Origin of the sequence: Arthrobacter sp. zg.Y820 (genome assembly GCF_030125555.1) — a bacterium.
GTDB lineage: Bacteria > Actinomycetota > Actinomycetes > Actinomycetales > Micrococcaceae > Arthrobacter_B.
Map to the genome: position 1 here is coordinate 170,365 of NZ_JASKLX010000008.1, position 18,447 is coordinate 188,811.

At 68.2% G+C, this 18,447-nt stretch carries 15 protein-coding genes; 10 read left to right on the plus strand and 5 right to left on the minus strand.

Features of this window, described 5'->3' with window-relative positions:
• Positions 1 to 8 precede the first annotated feature (8 nt).
• The 10 genes from QNN99_RS08345 (at position 9) to mftF (ending at position 9,706) form a co-directional block, all read left to right on the plus strand.
• Positions 9 to 839: a mycofactocin-coupled SDR family oxidoreductase gene (locus tag QNN99_RS08345; RefSeq protein WP_229966001.1), complete on the plus strand. Its 831-nt coding sequence runs from the start codon at positions 9 to 11 to the stop codon at positions 837 to 839.
• A gap of 53 nt (positions 840 to 892) precedes the next feature.
• Positions 893 to 1,705 carry a mycofactocin-coupled SDR family oxidoreductase gene (locus tag QNN99_RS08350; protein ID WP_229966002.1) on the plus strand — a complete coding sequence of 271 codons (813 nt, stop codon included), beginning with the start codon at positions 893 to 895 and terminating at the stop codon, positions 1,703 to 1,705.
• Between the two features lie 57 nt (positions 1,706 to 1,762).
• Positions 1,763 to 2,575 carry a mycofactocin-coupled SDR family oxidoreductase gene (locus QNN99_RS08355; RefSeq protein ID WP_229966003.1) on the plus strand — a complete coding sequence of 271 codons (813 nt, stop codon included), beginning with the start codon at positions 1,763 to 1,765 and terminating at the stop codon, positions 2,573 to 2,575.
• Between the two features lie 29 nt (positions 2,576 to 2,604).
• Entirely contained in the window at positions 2,605 to 3,435 is an 831-nt protein-coding gene (locus tag QNN99_RS08360) for a mycofactocin-coupled SDR family oxidoreductase (RefSeq protein ID WP_229966004.1), read from the plus strand.
• Positions 3,436 to 3,510: 75 nt separating this feature from the next.
• A complete protein-coding gene (locus QNN99_RS08365) occupies positions 3,511 to 4,350 on the plus strand; it encodes a mycofactocin-coupled SDR family oxidoreductase (RefSeq protein ID WP_229966005.1) in 840 nt (279 codons plus the stop codon).
• A gap of 35 nt (positions 4,351 to 4,385) precedes the next feature.
• The gene (locus tag QNN99_RS08370; protein WP_229966098.1) at positions 4,386 to 5,288 is read left to right on the plus strand and encodes an AAA family ATPase; all 903 of its coding nucleotides are present in this window, start codon (positions 4,386 to 4,388) and stop codon (positions 5,286 to 5,288) included.
• Between the two features lie 6 nt (positions 5,289 to 5,294).
• On the plus strand, positions 5,295 to 6,278 hold the full coding sequence (locus QNN99_RS08375) for a vWA domain-containing protein (RefSeq protein ID WP_229966006.1): 984 nt from the start codon (positions 5,295 to 5,297) through the stop codon (positions 6,276 to 6,278).
• 87 nt (positions 6,279 to 6,365) lie between these two features.
• Positions 6,366 to 7,562 carry a pre-mycofactocin synthase MftD gene (gene mftD, locus QNN99_RS08380; RefSeq protein ID WP_229966007.1) on the plus strand — a complete coding sequence of 399 codons (1,197 nt, stop codon included), beginning with the start codon at positions 6,366 to 6,368 and terminating at the stop codon, positions 7,560 to 7,562.
• Positions 7,563 to 8,306 carry a mycofactocin biosynthesis peptidyl-dipeptidase MftE gene (mftE, locus tag QNN99_RS08385; protein WP_229966008.1) on the plus strand — a complete coding sequence of 248 codons (744 nt, stop codon included), beginning with the start codon at positions 7,563 to 7,565 and terminating at the stop codon, positions 8,304 to 8,306.
• Positions 8,303 to 9,706 (plus strand): mycofactocin biosynthesis glycosyltransferase MftF, encoded by a 1,404-nt coding sequence (gene mftF, locus QNN99_RS08390; protein WP_229966009.1) that lies wholly within the window; start codon positions 8,303 to 8,305, stop codon positions 9,704 to 9,706. The genes mftE and mftF overlap by 4 nt, the downstream gene beginning before the upstream one ends.
• 5 nt (positions 9,707 to 9,711) lie before the next feature.
• Here the strand turns inward: mftF and QNN99_RS08395 are convergent, their stop codons facing one another.
• From QNN99_RS08395 to QNN99_RS08415, 5 genes are all read right to left on the minus strand, one after another.
• Positions 9,712 to 11,280: an MDR family MFS transporter gene (locus tag QNN99_RS08395; protein ID WP_442860496.1), complete on the minus strand. Its 1,569-nt coding sequence runs from the start codon at positions 11,278 to 11,280 to the stop codon at positions 9,712 to 9,714.
• A 116-nt stretch (positions 11,281 to 11,396) separates the two neighbouring features.
• A complete protein-coding gene (locus QNN99_RS08400) occupies positions 11,397 to 13,322 on the minus strand; it encodes an ABC transporter ATP-binding protein (protein WP_229966010.1) in 1,926 nt (641 codons plus the stop codon).
• A complete protein-coding gene (locus QNN99_RS08405; RefSeq protein WP_229966011.1) occupies positions 13,319 to 15,028 on the minus strand; it encodes an ABC transporter transmembrane domain-containing protein in 1,710 nt (569 codons plus the stop codon). Before QNN99_RS08405 ends, QNN99_RS08400 begins: the two co-directional genes overlap by 4 nt.
• Before the next feature lie 172 nt (positions 15,029 to 15,200).
• The gene (locus tag QNN99_RS08410; protein WP_229966012.1) at positions 15,201 to 17,687 is read right to left on the minus strand and encodes an FtsX-like permease family protein; all 2,487 of its coding nucleotides are present in this window, start codon (positions 17,685 to 17,687) and stop codon (positions 15,201 to 15,203) included.
• A gap of 1 nt (position 17,688) precedes the next feature.
• On the minus strand, positions 17,689 to 18,444 hold the full coding sequence (locus QNN99_RS08415) for an ABC transporter ATP-binding protein (RefSeq protein ID WP_229966013.1): 756 nt from the start codon (positions 18,442 to 18,444) through the stop codon (positions 17,689 to 17,691).
• Positions 18,445 to 18,447 lie beyond the last annotated feature (3 nt).

An 18,447-nucleotide genomic window follows, 5' to 3' on the forward strand; every position in this document is an offset into this window, starting at 1 on the left:
GACCAGCAATGGGACGTGTCGAGGGAAAAGTAGCGTTTGTCACCGGTGCCGCCCGGGGGCAGGGACGCAGCCATGCCATCCGGCTGGCCCAGGAGGGCGCGGACATCATCGCCGTCGATATCTGCCGGCAAATGGACACCGTGCACTACCCGATGGCAACCGCTGAGGACCTGCAGCAGACAGTCAAGGACGTTGAAGCGCTGGACCGGCGGATCGTGGCCATTGAAGCCGATGTGCGGGACTTTGCAGCGCTGAAGGCTGCGGTGGATGAGGGGGTGGCCGAGCTGGGCCGGCTGGACATCGTCTGCGGCAACGCGGGAATAGCCGGTTTCGCCCGGGCGGAGGAGCTTTCCGATGCAGAGTGGGGCGACATGATGGACGTCAACCTCACCGGCGTCTGGCACACCGCCAAAGCTGCCATTCCGCATCTGAAAGCGGGAGGCAACGGCGGATCGATTATCCTGACCAGCTCCACCGCAGGCCTGATGGGCATCGAAAACTCGGCACACTATGTGGCAGCCAAGCACGGGGTGGTGGGCCTGATGCGCGCCCTGGCGCTCGAGCTCGCACCGGACATGATCCGGGTGAACACCGTCCACCCCACGGGGGTGGACACGGACATGATCCAGAACCAGGTCATCTATAAGCTCTTCGCCCCGGATCTGGCAGACCCGACGCGCGAGCAGATCGCCGAACGTTTCCAGCCACTTAACGTGCTGCCCATACCCTGGGTGGAACCTGTGGACATTTCCAACGCCGTGCTGTTCCTCGCCTCGGACGAAGCCCGGTACATCACCGGCGTGACCCTGCCCGTCGATGCCGGAGCCACAGCCAAATAACCATTCTGAACCCGAGTAACCATTGTGAACACCATTACCAAAGGAGACATGCCATGGGGCGTGTAGAAGGAAAAGTCGCTTTCATTACCGGAGCAGCCCGGGGACAGGGCCGCAGCCATGCCGTCCGACTGGCGCAGGAGGGCGCTGACATCATCGCCGTTGATCTCTGCGACGCCATTCCGGACATCGCATATCCCTCAGCGACGGAGGAGGACCTGGAGCAAACGGTTAAGGAGGTGGAGGCCTTGGGCCGGCGGATCATTGCAGCCAAGGCCGACGTCCGGGACCGAGTCGCTTTGCAGCAGGCTCTGGACGCGGGGGTGTCCGAATTCGGCCACCTCGACGTAGTGGTGGCCAACGCAGGAATCATGATCATGAGGCAGTGGGACGAGGTGACTCCGGAAATCTGGCAGGACACCATCAGCACCAACCTCACCGGCGCGTGGAACACCGTACAGCTGGCGGCGCCGTATCTGGTGCAGGCCGGCGGCGGGTCCATCATCCTCACCAGCTCCTCCGCGGGCTTGAAGGGGCTTCCGTTCCTCTCCCACTACGTTGCCTCGAAGCACGGCGTCGTCGGACTGATGCACGCCTTCGCCACCGAGCTCGCCGAACACCACATCCGGGTCAACTCCGTTCACCCAGCCGGCGTGGACACTCCCATGTCGGCCGGGGACGGACTGGCCGCCATGAACGCGATGTTCGCAGCACATCCGCGTGTCGGCGGCATGTTGACCAATCTCCTGCCGGTGGAACTGGTTCAGCCCGAGGACATTGCCAATGCCGTCCTCTTCCTGGCCTCTGACGAGGCCCGCTACGTCACATCACTGGCTATGACCGTCGACGCCGGCGTCACTCAGTACTAGTTCCACACTTCCGGTTCCGCAGCATCAGCCGACACAACCACCCGAAAGGAGCACGCGATGGGGCGTGTAGAAGGAAAGGTCGCATTCATTACCGGAGTAGCCCGGGGGCAGGGCCGCAGCCACGCGATCCGGCTCGCGCAGGAGGGCGCTGACATCATCGCCGTCGATCTCTGCGACACCATCCCGGGCATCGGATATCCCTCTTCCACCGAGGAGGACCTGGCCCAAACGGTGAAGGAAGTGGAAGCCCTGGACCGGCGGATCATCGCCACCAAGGCCGACGTCCGTGACCGGGCCGCCCTGCAGCGGGCGATCGACACCGGGGTGGCAGAGCTGGGCCGGCTGGACATTGTCGTGGCCAACGCCGGGATCTGCATCATGAAGCCGTGGGATGAGGTGACCCCGGAAATCTGGGAGGAAACTGTCGGCACCAACCTCACCGGTGTGTGGAACACCGTGCAGCTGGCGGCCCCGCATCTGGTTCGGGCCGGCGGCGGAGCCGTCGTCCTCACCAGTTCCGCGGCGGGCCTGAAGGGACTGCCGTTCCTGACCCCGTACGTCGCTGCCAAGCACGGCGTTGTCGGACTGATGCATGCCTTCGCCACCGAACTCGCCGAACACCACATCCGGGTCAATTCCGTCCACCCAACCGGCGTGGACACCCCGATGGCCTCAGGCGACGGCATGGCCGCCATGGGCGGGATGCTCACCGACCATCCGCGCGTCGCTGGCATGATGACCAACCTGCTGCCCGTGGACATCACCCAGCCGGTGGACATCAGCAACGCCGTCCTCTTCCTGGCCTCCGATGAGGCCCGCTATGTCACCTCACTAACAATGACCGTCGACGCCGGAAACACCCAGTACTAATCCGCACCATCAACCGATTGGAGCACCAAATGGGACGTGTAGAAGGAAAAGTCGCTTTTATTACCGGTGCGGCACGGGGGCAGGGCCGCTCCCACGCCATTCGCCTGGCTGAAGAGGGCGCAGACATCATTGCGATCGACATCTGCGGGCAGGTCAGCTCTGTGCCCTACAGCATGGCGACCACCCAGGATCTGGAACAGACAGTCAAAGACGTCGAAGCCCTCGACCGGAGGATCGTCGCCATCGAAGCCGATGTTCGCGACTACACCGCCTTGAAGGCAGCGCTGGACGAGGGCGTTGCGGAACTGGGACGGTTGGACATCGTCAGTGCGAACGCCGGAATTTTCTCGATGGGCCGCATGGAGGAGATCAGCGAAGAATCCTGGCAGGACATGATGGACATCAACCTCACCGGCGTGTGGCATACAGCCAAAGCAGCCATTCCCCATCTGAAGGCCGGGGGCAACGGCGGATCCATCATCCTGACCAGCTCAGGGGCCGGCATCAAAGCGTCCCAGAACATTGGCCATTATGTGGCAGCCAAAACCGGTGTGATTGGTCTGATGAGAACCCTGGCCTTGGAACTGGCACCGGACATGATCCGGGTGAACTCACTCCATCCATCCACGGTGGCCACGGACATGGTCCTGAACGAGCCCACATACCGTCTGTTCCGGCCGGATCTGGAAAACCCGCAAAAGGAAGATGTCATGGCAGCGTTCGCTGCCGTAAATCCCCTGCCCGTCGCGTTGCTTGACGCACGGGACATCAGCAACGCGCTGCTGTTCCTTGCTTCAGACGAGGCCCGCTACATCACCGGAGTAACGTTCCCGATTGACGCCGGCGTCCTGCTCAAATGATCACCGCGCCAACCAGGCCGCACCAGCACCAGCACCAGCACCAGCACCAGCACCAGCACCAGGAAAGGAAACACCATGGGAACCCTTGAAGGAAAAGTCGCATTCATCACCGGTGCTGCCCGCGGGCAGGGCCGCAGCCACGCGCTCCGGCTGGCCCGGGAGGGCGCCGACATCATCGCCGTCGATCTCTGCGGCCCGGTGGACAGCGTCACCGATTTCTATCCGCCGGCCACTCCGGAGGACCTGAAGGAGACCGTCCGGCAGGTCGAGGCCCTGGACCGCCGGATCGTGGCAATGGAAGCGGATGTCCGGGACATCGAGGCGCTGACGGCGGCAGTCAATCAGGGAGTGGCGCAGCTGGGCCGGCTGGACATCGTAGTGGCCAACGCCGGGATTTTTACCTTCGGCCCTGACACGCACAAGGTTGACGAGCAGTCCTGGCAGGACCTCATGGACATCAACGTCACCGGCGTCTGGCACACCTACAAGGCCGCCGCCGAACACCTGATCGCTTCGGGCGCCGGCGGATCGGTGGTCATCATTTCATCCCTCGCCGGGTTCAAGGGACTGGCAAACGTTGCCGCATACACCACCACCAAGCACGCCGTGGTGGGCCTGATGAAGTCGCTGGCCAACGAGCTCGGCCCGCTGGGAATCCGGGTCAACACCATCCATCCGAACTCCGTCGACACCCTGATGGTGAAGAACCGGAAGACCTACCAGCTGTTCCGGCCCGAGTTGGACGATCCGCAGGCTGCGGATGCCGAGGCGGCCTTCGCCGGCACCAATCCGATGGGCAAGGCCTGGATCGAGCCCGAACATGTGTCCAACGCCGTCGCATGGCTGGCTTCCGACCAGTCCTTCTACGTCACCGGTGGCCAAATCCCCGTCGACGCCGGCGGGGCCGTCCGCTAAAGCAGCCGGAGCGAAAGGAACTCCCAGTGCAAGCAATGGAAATCTCCGACACCCGGGACCGGATCGCCGCGCACCTCGTCGGCCGCGAGCGGGAGCTGGAATTGACCCTCGCGGCCGTCGCAGCCGGCCGGGACATCGTGTTGGAGGGCCCCCCGGGAACCAGCAAGACCACCATGCTCCGGGCCATCACCCGGGAATGGGGCATTCCGCTGCTTTTCGTCGAGGGCAACGCCGACCTCACCCCCGCCAAACTAGTGGGCCACCACAACCCCGCACGGGTGCTCCGCGAGGACTACAGCGCCGACAACTTTGTCGCCGGACCGTTGGTGGAAGCCATGCAGACAGGCGGGTTCCTCTACATCGAGGAGTTCAACCGTGCCCCGGAGGACACTCTGAACACCCTGCTGACCGCGATGGCCGACCGCTCCATAGCGGTTCCGCGGGTGGGCAGCATCACCGCGCGCCCAACCTTCCGCGTGATCGCCTCTATGAACCCCTACGACAACATGGGCACCACCCGGCTGTCCACCTCGGTGCATGACCGCCTGAACCGACTTTCCATCGGCTACCAGGACGACGACGCCGAGCGCGGCATTGTTGCGCTGCGTACCGAGGCGAACGGGCCGCTGGGCCGTGCATTGACCACTGACGCAGTGGCCGTCACCCGGGCCACGCGCGTGCATCCGGATGTCCGGCAGGGCTCCAGCGTGCGTGGAGCCATCGACTGCGTGCTGGTAGCCCTGCAGCTGGCAAGCCTGCGCGGAGTCCCGGGTGCCGGGACCGAGGGCTACCAAAGCATGGTTTACGACGCCATGGTTGTCTCGCTCTCCGGCCGGATCCATCTGGACGAAGCCGCCGACAGCACACCGGAACGCGTACTCCGGGAGATCTGGGAGGACCACTTCATCCTCAACCCGGCAGCGGCAGCACCCGGATGAAGAGAAGTGGCAGCCGATTCGCCGGTGGTCCGGCGCACCTCCCGGCAGTCTCAAAGCCGCACTCCGCTGCGCCGGACGCCGAAGCAGCTGACCGAGGAGCCCACCGTGTTTGAACCGGCGCCCAGCGGCGGCAGCGGTGTCGTCATCCGCCCGGCCTCTTCCCGCCGTCGGGTTCCGGGCGCTGCTCCTCCGCCGGGGACGTCACGCCCGGGCTTTACCGATGAGTCGGCCGCCCTGGTGGCAGCCGGGATTTCGGACGCTCCGGTGGATCCGGCAGTGCGTGCACGGGTACGGCAGATCGCCGCGCTTTTGTCGGTGCCTCGGCCGCGTCGTACCTCCACAAGGCACCGGGGCGGCGGGGTGCTGGCCAGCCTGCCCTACCGCGGCGGCACCGACGAGATCGATCTGGACCGGACCCTGGAGGTGCTGGCGGAACGGCCAGTGCCGGAGGATGAAGACATTGTGGTCCGGGACCGGATCCGGACCCGCCGCAGCGTGGTGCTGGCGGTCGATGTGTCCGGCTCAATGAAAGGTGAGCGGCTGCAGACGATGGCTGCCGCCGTCGGTGCGCTGGCGTCCGAGCTGCACCGGGATGCGCTGGCCGTGATTGCTTTCTGGTCCGATGCCGCATTGCTGCTGCCCTTGGGCGGTGAACTGAAGCCTCTGGAGCTGGTGGATACCCTGCTGCGGATGCCGGCGCGGGGACTGACGAACGTCAGTTTTCCGCTCGAGCTCGCACATCGGGAACTGGCCCGGCAACCGGTCCGGGACGCTCGTGTACTGCTGCTCTCGGATTGCGTCCACAATGCCGGCCCCGATCCGCGACTGGCCGCAACCCGGCTGCCACGGCTTGACGTGCTGATCGACATCAGCGCCGAGACGGACGTCGCTCTGGGCCGGGAACTGGCCCAGGCGGGCCGCGGTACCCCCCGCACCATCCGCAACTACCGGGACATTGCCCCCGCCATCAGCGCGGTGTTCCGCACATGAGAGCCACGGAACCCGTTTCCCGCGGCGCCCCTGCCCTGCCCAGTTCCGCCCCAGCCCTGCCCAGTCTCACCGAAGGAAGGAAATGCCATGTTCAGGAACCCATGGTTTGAAACTGTTGCCGAAGCGCAGCGGCGCGCCAAAAGAAGGCTCCCAAAGTCCGTTTACGGTGCCCTGGTGGCCGGGTCCGAACGCGGGGTGACCGTTGATGACAACATTGCCGCTTACTCCGAACTGGGGTTCGCTCCGCATGTGGTCGGCCAGACCGCCAAGCGAGACCTCTCCACCACGGTCATGGGCCACCAAATCTCCCTGCCGGTGATTATCTCCCCCACCGGTGTGCAGGCGGTGCATCCGGACGGCGAGGTGGCGGTGGCACGGGCCGCCGCCGCCCGGGGCACCGTCATGAGCCTCAGTTCTTTTGCCAGCAAACCGGTGGAGGAGGTGGCTGCCGCCGGTTCGCAGCTGTTCTTCCAGATGTATTGGAGCGGCACGCGGGAGGTGATGCTGCAGCGGATGGAACGGGCCAGGGCCGCCGGTGCCACCGGCCTGATTTCCACCCTGGACTGGTCCTTCTCCAACGGACGCGACTGGGGCAGCCCGGTTATCCCAGAGAAGATGACCGTTAAGGCAATGGCACGGCTCGCTCCTGAAGTCCTGCCCCATCCACGCTGGCTGCTGGACTTCGCCAAATCAGGCCGGGTACCGGACCTTACCGCGCCGAACGTCACACCGCCCGGGGGTGCGGCACCCACATTTTTCGGCGCCTACGGCGAGTGGATGCAGACTCCCCCTCCCACATGGGAGGATGTCGCCTGGCTGCGGGAGGCGTGGGGCGGACCGTTCATGCTCAAGGGCGTCTCCCGGGTTGATGACGCGCGCCGGGCCGTGGATATCGGCGTCAGCGCGCTCTCCGTGTCCAACCACGGAGGCAACAACCTCGACGGCACTCCGGCGACGATCCGGCTCCTTCCCTCGGTCGCCGAGGCTGTCGGCGACCAAGTGGAGGTACTGCTCGACGGCGGAATCCGGCGCGGGTCCGACGTCGCCAAGGCTCTGGCCCTGGGCGCGCGGGCCGTGATGATTGGCCGCGCTTACCTCTGGGGGCTGGCTGCGAACGGGCAAATCGGCGTGGAGAATGTCCTGGAAATCCTGCACGGCGGGCTGGATTCTGCGCTGCGCGGGCTGGGCCATTCCTCGATCCACGAACTCAGCACCCGGGACTTGGTCATCCCGCCGGGGTTCACCCGCGCATTGGGGATGTCGCTGCCGGTCCGGGAGCCCTGAATGCAGGAGGTCCATCTTCCGGAAGAGCTGGCGGCGCTGCCCTGGCCGGATGTGCCCGGTGGCGCCACGGTGCTGATTCCGGCGGGGTCCACCGAGCAGCACGGCCCGCATCTGCCGCTGGATACCGACACCGTCATTGCGGCAGCCGTGGCCCGGGGCGTGGCCGCCGAACTGGGCGGGCAGAAGCGCCAGGGCCGCGTCGTCGTCGCTCCTGCCCTGCCCTACGGCGCCAGTGGCGAGCACCAGCAGTTTCCCGGCACTGTGTCGTTGGGCACTGACGCCCTGCAAAGCGTGGTGATTGAGCTGGTGCGGTCACTGTCCACTTGGGCCGGGCGCATCATTTTCGTGAATGCGCACGGCGGCAACACCACCGCCCTGGCCCGCGCCGTTACCCGGCTGACCGGAGAAGGGCACACTGTCAGCTGGGTTCCCTGCCTGGCCGGCGCCGTCGACGCGCACGCCGGACGGACCGAGACCTCGCTGATGCTGCATCTGGTTCCGGAGTCCGTGGACACCGGAAGGGCTGTCCGGGGCAATACCGCAGCCCTCGCCGACCTAATGCCGGCCATGGCCGCCGGCGGGGTGGCTGCGGTGTCAGCGTCGGGGATCCTGGGCAATCCCGAGGGCGCCTCCGCGGCGGAGGGCGCCGACCTGCTGCATGGTGCCGTGGCCTCGGTGCTGGCGCGGATGGCGGGAGCGGCGGACCGGCACGGCTGCCTGCAGTCCGCCGGAGCGGCCATATGACCGCGCTGCCGCCGGGGTTCCGGGTGCGGCTGGCCGGGGGTGTCCGGGTCAGCGGCCGGGGAACCGTCCTGACTGGAGGCGCCCCGCTCCGGGTGCTGTTTTTGGGCCCTGCGGCCCAGACGCTGCTGGCGGACCGGGAGTTGACGGTGGTGGACCGGCGTTCCCGGGCATTGGTGGACAAGCTGCTCGGTTTTGGCATGGCGGAGCCTGTACTGGCATCGCTGCCGGATGTGGATCCTGAGCTAGTGACGTATGTGGTGCCGGTGCGGGACCGGCCCGAAGCCCTGGACCGACTGCTGCAAAGCATCGGGTCGGGCAAGGCGGTGATAGTGGTCGACGACGCCTCCCTGGACGCTGACGCCGTCGCCGTCACGGCGGCCGCCCACGGTGCGCAGTATGTTCCGTTGGCCGTGAACGGCGGACCCGCCGTCGCCCGCAATGCTGGGCTGCGCCGGGTTCTGACGCCTTTTGTGGTGTTTGCTGACTCGGACATGGTGCTGGATCCGCAGACGGTGCCGATGCTGCTGCGCCACTTCGCCGATCCGCAGGTGGCGCTGGCCGCGCCGCGCATCTTGGGCTGGAACGCGGGGCCGGACGCCGGCTGGATCTGCCGGTACGAGGATTCACGCTCCTCGCTGGATCTGGGAACCCGTTCCTCGCTGGTTCATCCCCGCTCACCCGTGTCGTGGTTGCCAGCCGCTTGCCTGGTGGGACGGGTGGACGCGCTGGGATCCGGCTTCAGCCCGGAACTCCGGGTCGCCGAGGACGTGGATCTGGTCTGGAACTTGGTTGCCGGGGGTTGGCGCGTTCGCTACGAGGCCTCCGTCGCGGCGCGGCATGAGCACCGCAGGGAACTGCTGCCGTGGCTGGTGCGGAAGGCGTTTTACGGCACGGGAGCCCACGAATTGGCCCTCCGGCACGGATCCAACGTGGCTCCGGCGGTTCTCTCGCCGTGGAGTGCCGCTCTGGTTGCGGCGCTTTTGGCGCAGCGGCGCTGGTCGCTGCCCGCTGCAGCAGCACTGACCGCCTTTACGGCGCTTCGCCTGGCCGGCAAACTGCGGCGCAGCCCGCATCCGATTCTTCTCGGCGTTTCGCTCGCGGGGCGGGGCGCCGTCGCCGCGCTGGGGCAGACCTCGGCGCTGCTGCTGCGGCACTGGTGGCCGCTGGCCGCCGCGGGCTGCCTGCTTTCACGCCGCCTCCGGCGGGCGGTGCTGGCGGCAGCGCTGGCTGACACCACCGTCGAATATCTGCGCACCGGAGCGGACCTGGACCTCCTCCGCTTTGCCGCCGCCCGACGCCTCGACGATCTGGCCTACGGTGCGGGAGTGTGGCTGGGCGCGCTCCGGGGCCGGTCACTGCGGGCACTGCTGCCCGAAATCACCGGCCGCCGGAGGCAGTGACCGCCTTAGTGGATGGCCACGCCGTCGGGCAGTTCATTGGTGGGCCGGCGGACCAGGAATGACGCTGCCACGGCCACCAGGGAGATGACTGCGCCCCAGAAGAAGGCGGTGTGCACGCCGGCGGCCGCGGCCGGGACAGCAGCGACGCCGTCGCTCAGTGCCGCCGTGGTGCCCGTGGTCATCAGGGTGATGAAGACCGCGGTGCCGATGGCTCCGGCCAGCTGCTGCACGGTGTTGATGATCGCGCTGCCGTGGGAGTAGAGCGACTTATGCAGTGAGCCCAGCGCCGAAGTGAAGAGCGGGGTGAAAATGAACCCGAGGCCGGTGTTCAGCAGGCAATGAAGGACGATCACGACTACGACGGGGCTGCCTTCGTCCAGCGTCGTCATGCCCCACAGGGCGGCGCTAAGGACCACGGCGCCGGGAATGACCAGCGGACGGGGACCGAACCTGTCGAAGAGCCCGCCGACGATCGGCGAGAGAATCGCCATCACGGCGCCGCCCGGCAGAAGCAGCAGGCCGGTGTTCAGGGTGCTCAGGCCCAGCACGTTCTGGAGGTACAGCGGCAGGACAATCAGGCAGCCGAACAGGGCCATCATGCTGACCACAAACAGGACAATGGCGACGACGAAGGGCTTGCTGGCAAAGGTGCGCAGGTCCATCAGCGCCCGGTCGGTGCGCTGAAGCACCAGCTGCCGGGAGATGAATCCGGCCATCGCCAAGGCACCGACGGTAATCGGAATCCACAGCGGCATCAGTGCCTTGCCCTCGGCGGCTTCGCCGATGCTGCTCAGGCCGAAGATCAGCCCACCGAACGCGAAGGTGGACAGCACGATCGAAAGCACGTCGAACGGCACCCGTTTGGTTTCAGTGAGGTTCTGGACCTTCAGCGCGCCCACCACGAGGGAGAGCAGGGCGATCGGCAGGACCAGCCAGAACATCCAGCGCCAGTCCAGAACGCTGAGGATGATGCCCGAGACCGTGGGGCCGATGGCCGGGGCCACCCCGATGACGATTGAAATTGTGCCCATCATGCGTCCGCGCCGGTGGGCGGGGACGGCGTTCAGGACCGTCGTCATCAGCAGGGGCAGCATGATGGCGGTTCCACCTGCCTGGATGACGCGGCCGGCCAGCAGCGTGCCGAATCCCGGAGCCAGTGCGGCCAGCAGGGTTCCGGTGCTGAACAGGGACATGGCAGTCATGAACAGGCCCCGCATGGAGAAGCGCTGCAGCAGGAAACCGGTGGCGGGAATGACCACGGCCATGGTGAGCATGAAACCGGTGGTCAGCCACTGGGCGGTGCCGGCGGTGATGTTCAGGTCAGCCATGAGCCGCGGCAGGGCCACGCTCATGATGGTTTCGTTCAGGATGACCACGAAGGACGAGACCAGCAGGAGCGCGATCACTGTCTTGGTCCGCGAATCCAGTGCATCGGGGGCGGGAACGCGTCCGGCGCGGCGTGTTTTGCCGGCTGCTGTCCCGGTTGTTTTCGTGGCTGACGCCGCGTGGGACGGGGGCTGCGGCTCCGGCGGCAGCGGTTCCGAGGAGACGGCGGAAGGCGGGTTTTGGCTCAAAAGAGAGAAATCCTGTTCACGGTGGGATGTGGATGGGGCCGGGTCTTGCCCGAGCTGCAATCCTATCCGGACCCCAAAGACGGCGGGCGCATCCCGCCCGGCGGGTGTTCCATCTGCTAGCGCTGCCACGCCGCCCAGAGCCCGGCGTAGGCGCCGCGGTGCGCCAGGAGCTCGGCGTGGCTGCCCTGCTCGAGAATTCTGCCGGCGTCCATCATGATCACGCGGTCGGCGGCGGCGGCCTGGGTGAGGCGGTGTGCGACCACCACTGCTGTCCGTCCCCGCATGACGGCGGTGGCTGCCGCTTCCAGCACTCCGGCCTCGGCGCTGCCCGCTTCCGCCGTGGCCTCATCCAGGATCAGCACCGCCGGATCCGCCAGCCACGCGCGGGCCAGCGCCAGCTGCGCGGCCTGCCCGGGAGTCAGGGCGTGGCCCGACTCGCCGATAACCGTTGCCGTTCCTCTCTCCAGGGCCGCCACCCAGGGTGCTGCGCCCACCAGTTCCAGGGCGCGGTCGACGTCGGCGGCGGTCGCGTCCGGCCGGGCCAGCCGCAGATCGTCGATCAGCGGTCCGGCGAAAACATGGGGTTCCTGCGCCACAAGCACTGTCCGCGGCGTTTCCCGGGCCGTTGTGTCCGGGCCGGTCGGCCCGCTCGGGACTGCCGGGCCGCGCCGGATGGCCCCTTCCGCCGGGGTCAGCACCCCGGCGATCAGGGCTGCCAGCGTGGATTTCCCGGCACCGCTGGGCCCCACCAGGGCGATGTGCTCCCGATCGGCAATGGTCAGCGAGACGTTGTCCAGGACCGTGGTGCTGCCGTACCGGTGCGTGAGGTTCTCCACCGCCACTTCCCCGGCTGCCGTCAGGTCCGCTGTTGCCGTCCCTCCCCCGGAGCCGGCAGGCTGAGGTGCTCCGGCAGGCTTGCGCTTGGCTGTGCCCGGTCCGGCCTCCGCTCCGGCCAGGCCGGCAATGCGCGCCAGGCTGGCCGCTGCGGACTGAATTTCGTCGAAGCTGGAAATGATGATCCCCAGCGGGTTGAACAGCCGGTGGAAGTACAGGGCGGCCGCCGTTACGGCTCCCACGGTGACGATCTCGGCCGAGGAGAGCAGGAAGCCGGTGAGCAGGATCATTCCCAGCCCGGTAAGCTCCGCAATGTTCAGCCACTTGCTCCAGCCCGTGTAGAACCAGAGAGCGCCGCGGGAAATGTCGCGGGCCTTTGCCGAGGCGGTGCTGATCTTTCCTGCGTATGCCTCCTCCGCCCTGTAGGCCTGCAGAGTGGCCACCCCGGCCAGCGAGGCCGTGACCACCTCGGCGCGTTCGGCAAAGGCGACCCGCTCGGCGGCATAGCGGGGTGCCGCGCGCGGCAGGTACCAGCGCAGCGCAAAGTAGTAGACCGGAACGGCGCACAACCCGGCCAGCGCCAGTCTGGGGTCGAGCGCGGCCAGCCCGGCAACAGTGAGCACCACGGTGAGGACGGCGCCGATCCAGGGTGCCAGCAGCGCGGTCACGGCCTGGCTGACGACGGCGACGTCGTCGCCCACCCGGCTCAGCACGTCACCGTGGCCGCTCGCTTCCACGGTTTCCCCGGGCAGTTCCAACGCCCGGGTGAGGGCCGTTTCGCGCATGCCGGCCAGCAGGCGTTGCCCCAGCCGGGACACACAGGCGGCGCTCACGGCGGTCAGTCCCGCCGCGGCCACGCCGGCGGCGACCAGGACGGCCACCAGCCCGATCAGCCGGTCTTCCGCCGCACCCGCAGCGTCCGGGCCCGCCGTCATCGCCTCCAGAACGGTGTTGGTGATCGCCCCGATAAGCCAGGGCGCCGCCAGGCCGCAGCCCGCGGCAGCCAGGCACAGCAGCAGCGCGGCGGCGGCGAGGACAGGCATCGAGCGCAACTGCCCGTCCAGCATCGCCAGCGTCTGCCGCCGTCCGGCGATCGGCAGCGGAACGGCTGCTCCCTGCCCCGTGCGGGCGCCGGGGTCCATGGCACCGGGATGGGTGTCCGGCACGGACTTCAGGTCGGAATTCAGGGCGTCCGGTCCGGCGGTCATCGCAGCACCGCCTTTCGGTAGTCGGAGCTGCCATCCAGCAGTTCAAGGTGGGTGCCGGCGGCAACCACGTGTCCGCCGCGCAGCAGGACGACACGGTCGGTCAGCGCCAGCAGGGCCGGACTGGCGGTTGCCACCACGGTGACCCTTCCGCCGTCCCGGCCGTGGCGCAGGCTTCGAATGCCGCGGGCAATGCTCTGCTCCGTGACGGAATCCACGGCACTGGTGGGATCGCTCAGCACCAGCAGCGGCGGATCGGCGTGAAGCGCCCGGGCCAGTGCCAGGCGCTGCCGCTGGCCCCCGGAGAAGGAAAGCCCCCGCTCGGTGACGCGTGAGTCCAGACCGTCGTCGAGGGCAGCCACCACGTCGTGGGCGTGGGCGGCTGCCAGGGCTGCCGCCATCCGGCGTGTTTCGGCGGCGAAGGTGTCTGACCCGGCGCCTGTCCCCGCGCCCGTCCCCGCGAGGGCCAGGTTCGACGCAACAGTTCCGGCGAAGAGGTCGCAGTGGTGGGGCTCCAGATGGACTCGGGATGTGGGCACCGCGGAGCCGATCAGACCGTAGAGCAGCTCAACGCTCTGCGCATCGGCAACCAGGCCCACCATTTCACCCGGTTTCAGGTGCAGCAGCTCCCGGCCGTCAGCGGTGCGGATGGAGAGATCCGGAACGAGCTGGTCACGGAACGGCTGGTCCGAGCCGCTGGAAGGCTCGGCGTCGGGCTCGGCATGCACTGCGGCGATCCGGTCGGCACCGGCATGTGCGGCGGCCCGCTGCTGCAGGAACATCCCCACGTGGCCGAGCGGTTCGGCAATGAACTGCGCCGCGCCAACCGCAGCGATGAAGCCGCCCAGCGAGATCTCTCCGCGCAGGGCCAGCAGGCCGGCTGCAGCCACGGCCACCGCAAGAACCAGGGTGCTGCCCAGCGCGGTCGCGGCCAGCTGGACGGCCCGGGTATTGCCGGAGCGGATGCCGTCCGCCAGCGCCCGGCGGCTCACGTTCCGGTATCTGGCGGCCGCCTGCTGCTGCGCGCCGAGGCCGTGCAGCGCGCGCAGCCCGCCGAGCAGGTCAGCGGCCAGCGCGGACGTGGCGGCCAGGCTTTCCTGCTGTGCGGCGGTGCGCCGGGACAGCAGCGGAGAGACGAGGTTCAGCCCGACGGTAATTCCCACGGCGACTCCCACCAGCAGCAGCCCCAGCCGGACGTCGATGCTGAGCAGGACGCCGCAGCTGACAGCCAGGGCGGCGGCCGCGCCCCAGAGTCCGGAGACATAGGCAACCGCCTGGGAGGCCACATCGGCGTCGGACGTGGAGATGGACAGCAGTTCGCCCCGGGGCCGGGAAGCTCCCCGCGGCCGGTGCCGGAGGAAGTGCCCGGCCAGCTCGGAACGGAGCGTGTGCGCTTCGTCCTGGGCGGCGCCGTAGGCGTACCGCGCGGCCCAGCGCCAGCACATGGTCAGGGTGAGGAACAACGCGGTCAGCGCCGCCAGGCAGAGCACCAGCACTCCGGGGTTCCGGCTCACGACCGCCAGGTCCACCGTCCAGCCGATTGCCACGGGGACCAGCGCTTCGCAGGTTTGGTGCCCCATGATCAGCAGTGAGGAAAGGACGAGGCGTCGGCGGTTGCGGCGCAGGCCCGCGCGCAGCAGCTGCCGCCCGGAGGTGGCTGCTGCGGCGGCTGCTGACGTGGCTGCGGCGGGAGAAGTTTGGAAGGTCATGACAGTGGCCTGCTCCGGAAACCGGCGGCCTGCCGGGCTCCGGAGCAGCGTAATTCTTTCTGGGAGAGCGTGCTAACGGCCGTCTGTGGCTGCGGGACGACGTCGTCGAGCACCAGGTTCAGGGTTTCGACGGTACCGGCGGTGGCACCGCTCCTGATCGTACCGGCCAAAATCAGCCGGCCCGCTCCGGCCGCAGCGCGGCACGCGTGGCCACCGCGATGGATCCCGTCCCCAGGACCGCCGTTGCGCCAATGAGCAGCAGATAGGCCAGCGGCGGAATGGTCGGCAACGGCTGCCCGGAGACACTGACCGCAATGCCCATCAGCGGCGGCACTGCGAGCGCCGTTCCCAGCACGACGGCGATTCCCGCCACCGCAACCGATTCCAGCCCGGTCATCCGGCGCAGCTGCGCGTCCGAGGCCCCTAAGGTGCGCAGCAGCAGCATCTCGGGCCGGCGCCGGGCCGTTGCCATCACCAGAGTGTTGACCACTGACACGCCCAGATATCCCAGCAGGACCAGCATCGCCAGAATGGAAACCCACGACTCGGCGTTCCGCTCCGCGGCTCCGGCAGCGCCGAGCTCCTCCCGGTCCAGGATTGTCAGGCCAAGATCGCTGACCGCGGCGTTCAGTCCCCCGGGATCCGTTCCCGGCTCAGCGGTGACCAGCAAGTAGTCGTTCAGGCCAGTGGTGATGTGGCTGCGCAGCGTGTCATTGGCCACCGCGACGTCGCCGAACCCCAGTCCCCGCTCGTAGGTGGCGACGACGACGGCGGTCGCCTTGGTTCCGTCGCCGTAGTGGAAGGAAAACTCCCCGCCCGGCGCCGTGCCGGATTCCCGGGCCAGGTCCGCGCTCAGGGCTACGGTTCCCGGATCGGCCAGCCGGTCCAGGGACCCCTCCCGCACATCGAGGTCCAGGGCACCGTGCAGATCCTGCGGCGTCAGGCCCTGAACGGCGTAGGACTGCATGCCGTCCTCCATTCCCAGGAACCGGGTTTCGGCGAGGATGGCGGAACGGGCCACCGGTGAGACGGTTCCCACCCCGGGGACCGCAGCCACCGTTTCGGCGAGCTCGTTGGAGATCCCCGAACCCGGTGCGCTGACCAGGTACCCGGCCACCATTCCGTCGCCGGACTGCCGCTTGGCCTCCGTTTCAATCGTGGCCGGCATAAAGAACTGCACCGATCCGAGCGCAATCGCCAGCGTCAGGGGAACGATCCCTGCGGCGAGTCGGCGCGGGAAAGCGCTGGCAGCGGCCTCCGCCAGGACCAGGGAAGCGGAGGCGTGGCGGCGCATTAGTGGTTGCACCAGTTTCAGCGCGCCGGTCACCAGCCAGGGGCCGAGGACGCCGGCGCCGATCACCAGGAGCAGGATGCCGGAGGCCGCCGCGGCCAATCCTGCGGCGCCCGGAACGGCAACCGGCACCGCTGACGCGAACAAACCCCCGCCCAGCAGGGTCAGGCCGGTGATGACGCGCCCACGGCCCAGAGAGGATTTCTCCGTTACCGCCTCACGCAGCGCTGTTGTGGGTGCCGCGCGGACCGTTCCGCGGGCGGCGACGAGCGAGGCAGCGACCGCTGCGGCGATGCTGATCAGGACAGCGGCGAGCGCCGGAAGCGGACTGAAGGCCAGCTGGAAGTATTCCGGAAGGACGTCGGCCGCAGTGAACCGCTCCCCCAGGAAACCGGCAAGCCAGTAGCCGGGAACCGCACCCAGGACGGCAGCGGCGCCGGAAACCAGCAGGACTTCACGGACCACGATGCCCAGTGTCTGGTTTGCCCCGGCCCCGACGGCCCGCAGCATCGCGAACTCCCGCCGGCGCCCCAGGACGGACAGCGAGAGGGTGCCCGCGGTGACAAAGACCGCGGTCATCAGGGCCACCCCGGCCAACGAGCCGCTGAACAGCAGCAGCGCGGACCGGGCAGCCGATCCGCCGAGGTTCTCCACGTCACCGCGCCGGTCGCCGATGTAGCCCACGACGCCCGTCACCTGCGCCTCGATGGCAGCCGCGAGCTGTTTCGGCTCGACGCCGGGCTCGGTTATCACGCCCACCGTCGCCACCGTCTCGCCGTGCGGCCACAGGGCCGCCGCGCCCGCGGAGCTGAAGAAGACGGCGGGGGACGCCGAGCCGGTATCCCCCGCCTCCGGGGCGGCGATGCCGGACACCGTGTATTCCGTTGGAACGCCGCCGTGGGCAAGGACGAGCCGGCTGCCCGGAACCGCTTCAAAGGAGCCGTCCACCACCACGTCGGTGGCCTGCTGCGGAGGCTTCCCGGAGGACAGCCTGTACGGTGCCAGGGCAGCCGATTCCCAGGCAGCCGCGGAAACCGCCGTACCGTCCGTGGTGGCCAGCGGAAGCTCGATGGTGCCCACCGCCCGTTCCACCCCGGGAACGGCGCGTATGTCAGCGACCGCACCGGAGGGAAGCAGGACGCGTTCGGCGAAGGGGGCGTCCATGTCCTCCACCACCGGCAGCGCCTGCGGGGCGCCCACTACGACGTCGGCGCCCTGCAGCCGCTGCGGGGCCGTGCCGCCGCGAAGCCCGGTTTCGATGAGGACGCCCATGGCCGTGATGAGCCCGGCGCACAGGAACACGGCCACAAAAACCCCGGCGAATCCGCCGCGGTGGTGCCGGATGGATGCTTTGGCAAGAGCAAACATGTCAGCGCTCCCCCAGGTAGGCCATGCGTTCGGTGACGTCGCGGGCGGTGGCACCGCTCATGCTGCCGTCGAGGCGTCCGTCGGCGAGGAAAATGACTGTGTCAGCAGAGCCGGCCGCCACCGGATCATGGGTGACCATGACAACCGTCTGTCCCAGGACCGAGACGGTGTGCCGCAGCAGGTCCAGCACCTGGCGTGCCGTGCCGGAGTCCAAAGCGCCGGTGGGTTCGTCGGCGAAAACAGCGTCCGGGCGGGTAATCAGCGCCCGCGCGATCGCCGCCCTCTGCTGCTGCCCGCCGGAGAGTTCCTGCGGCTTCCGCTCCCCCAGCCCGGCCAGACCCACGGCGTCCATAACGTAGTCGAGCCAGGCGGAGTCGGTGCCGCGCCCGGCCAGCAGCAGCGGCAGCGTGACGTTCCGGACCACTGACAGTTGGGGCAGCAGGTTGTAGGACTGGAACACGAAGCCGACATGATCCCGGCGGAAGCGGGTCAGTGCCTTGCTGCCCAGGCGCGAAATCTCGGTGGTGCCCAGCAGGACACGGCCGCTGTCCGGCGTGTCCAGACCGGCGGCGCACTGCAGCAGCGTGCTTTTGCCGGACCCGGAGGGCCCCATGACCGCGGTGAAGGTTCCGGCCGGAACGGCCAGCGACACCTCCCGCAGGGCCGGCACGCCCGCGGTGCCGGAACGGTAGCTTTTGGACACGCCCTGCAGCTGCAGGGCAGCGGGGCCGGAGAATTCTGCGGCATCGGAAAACATGGG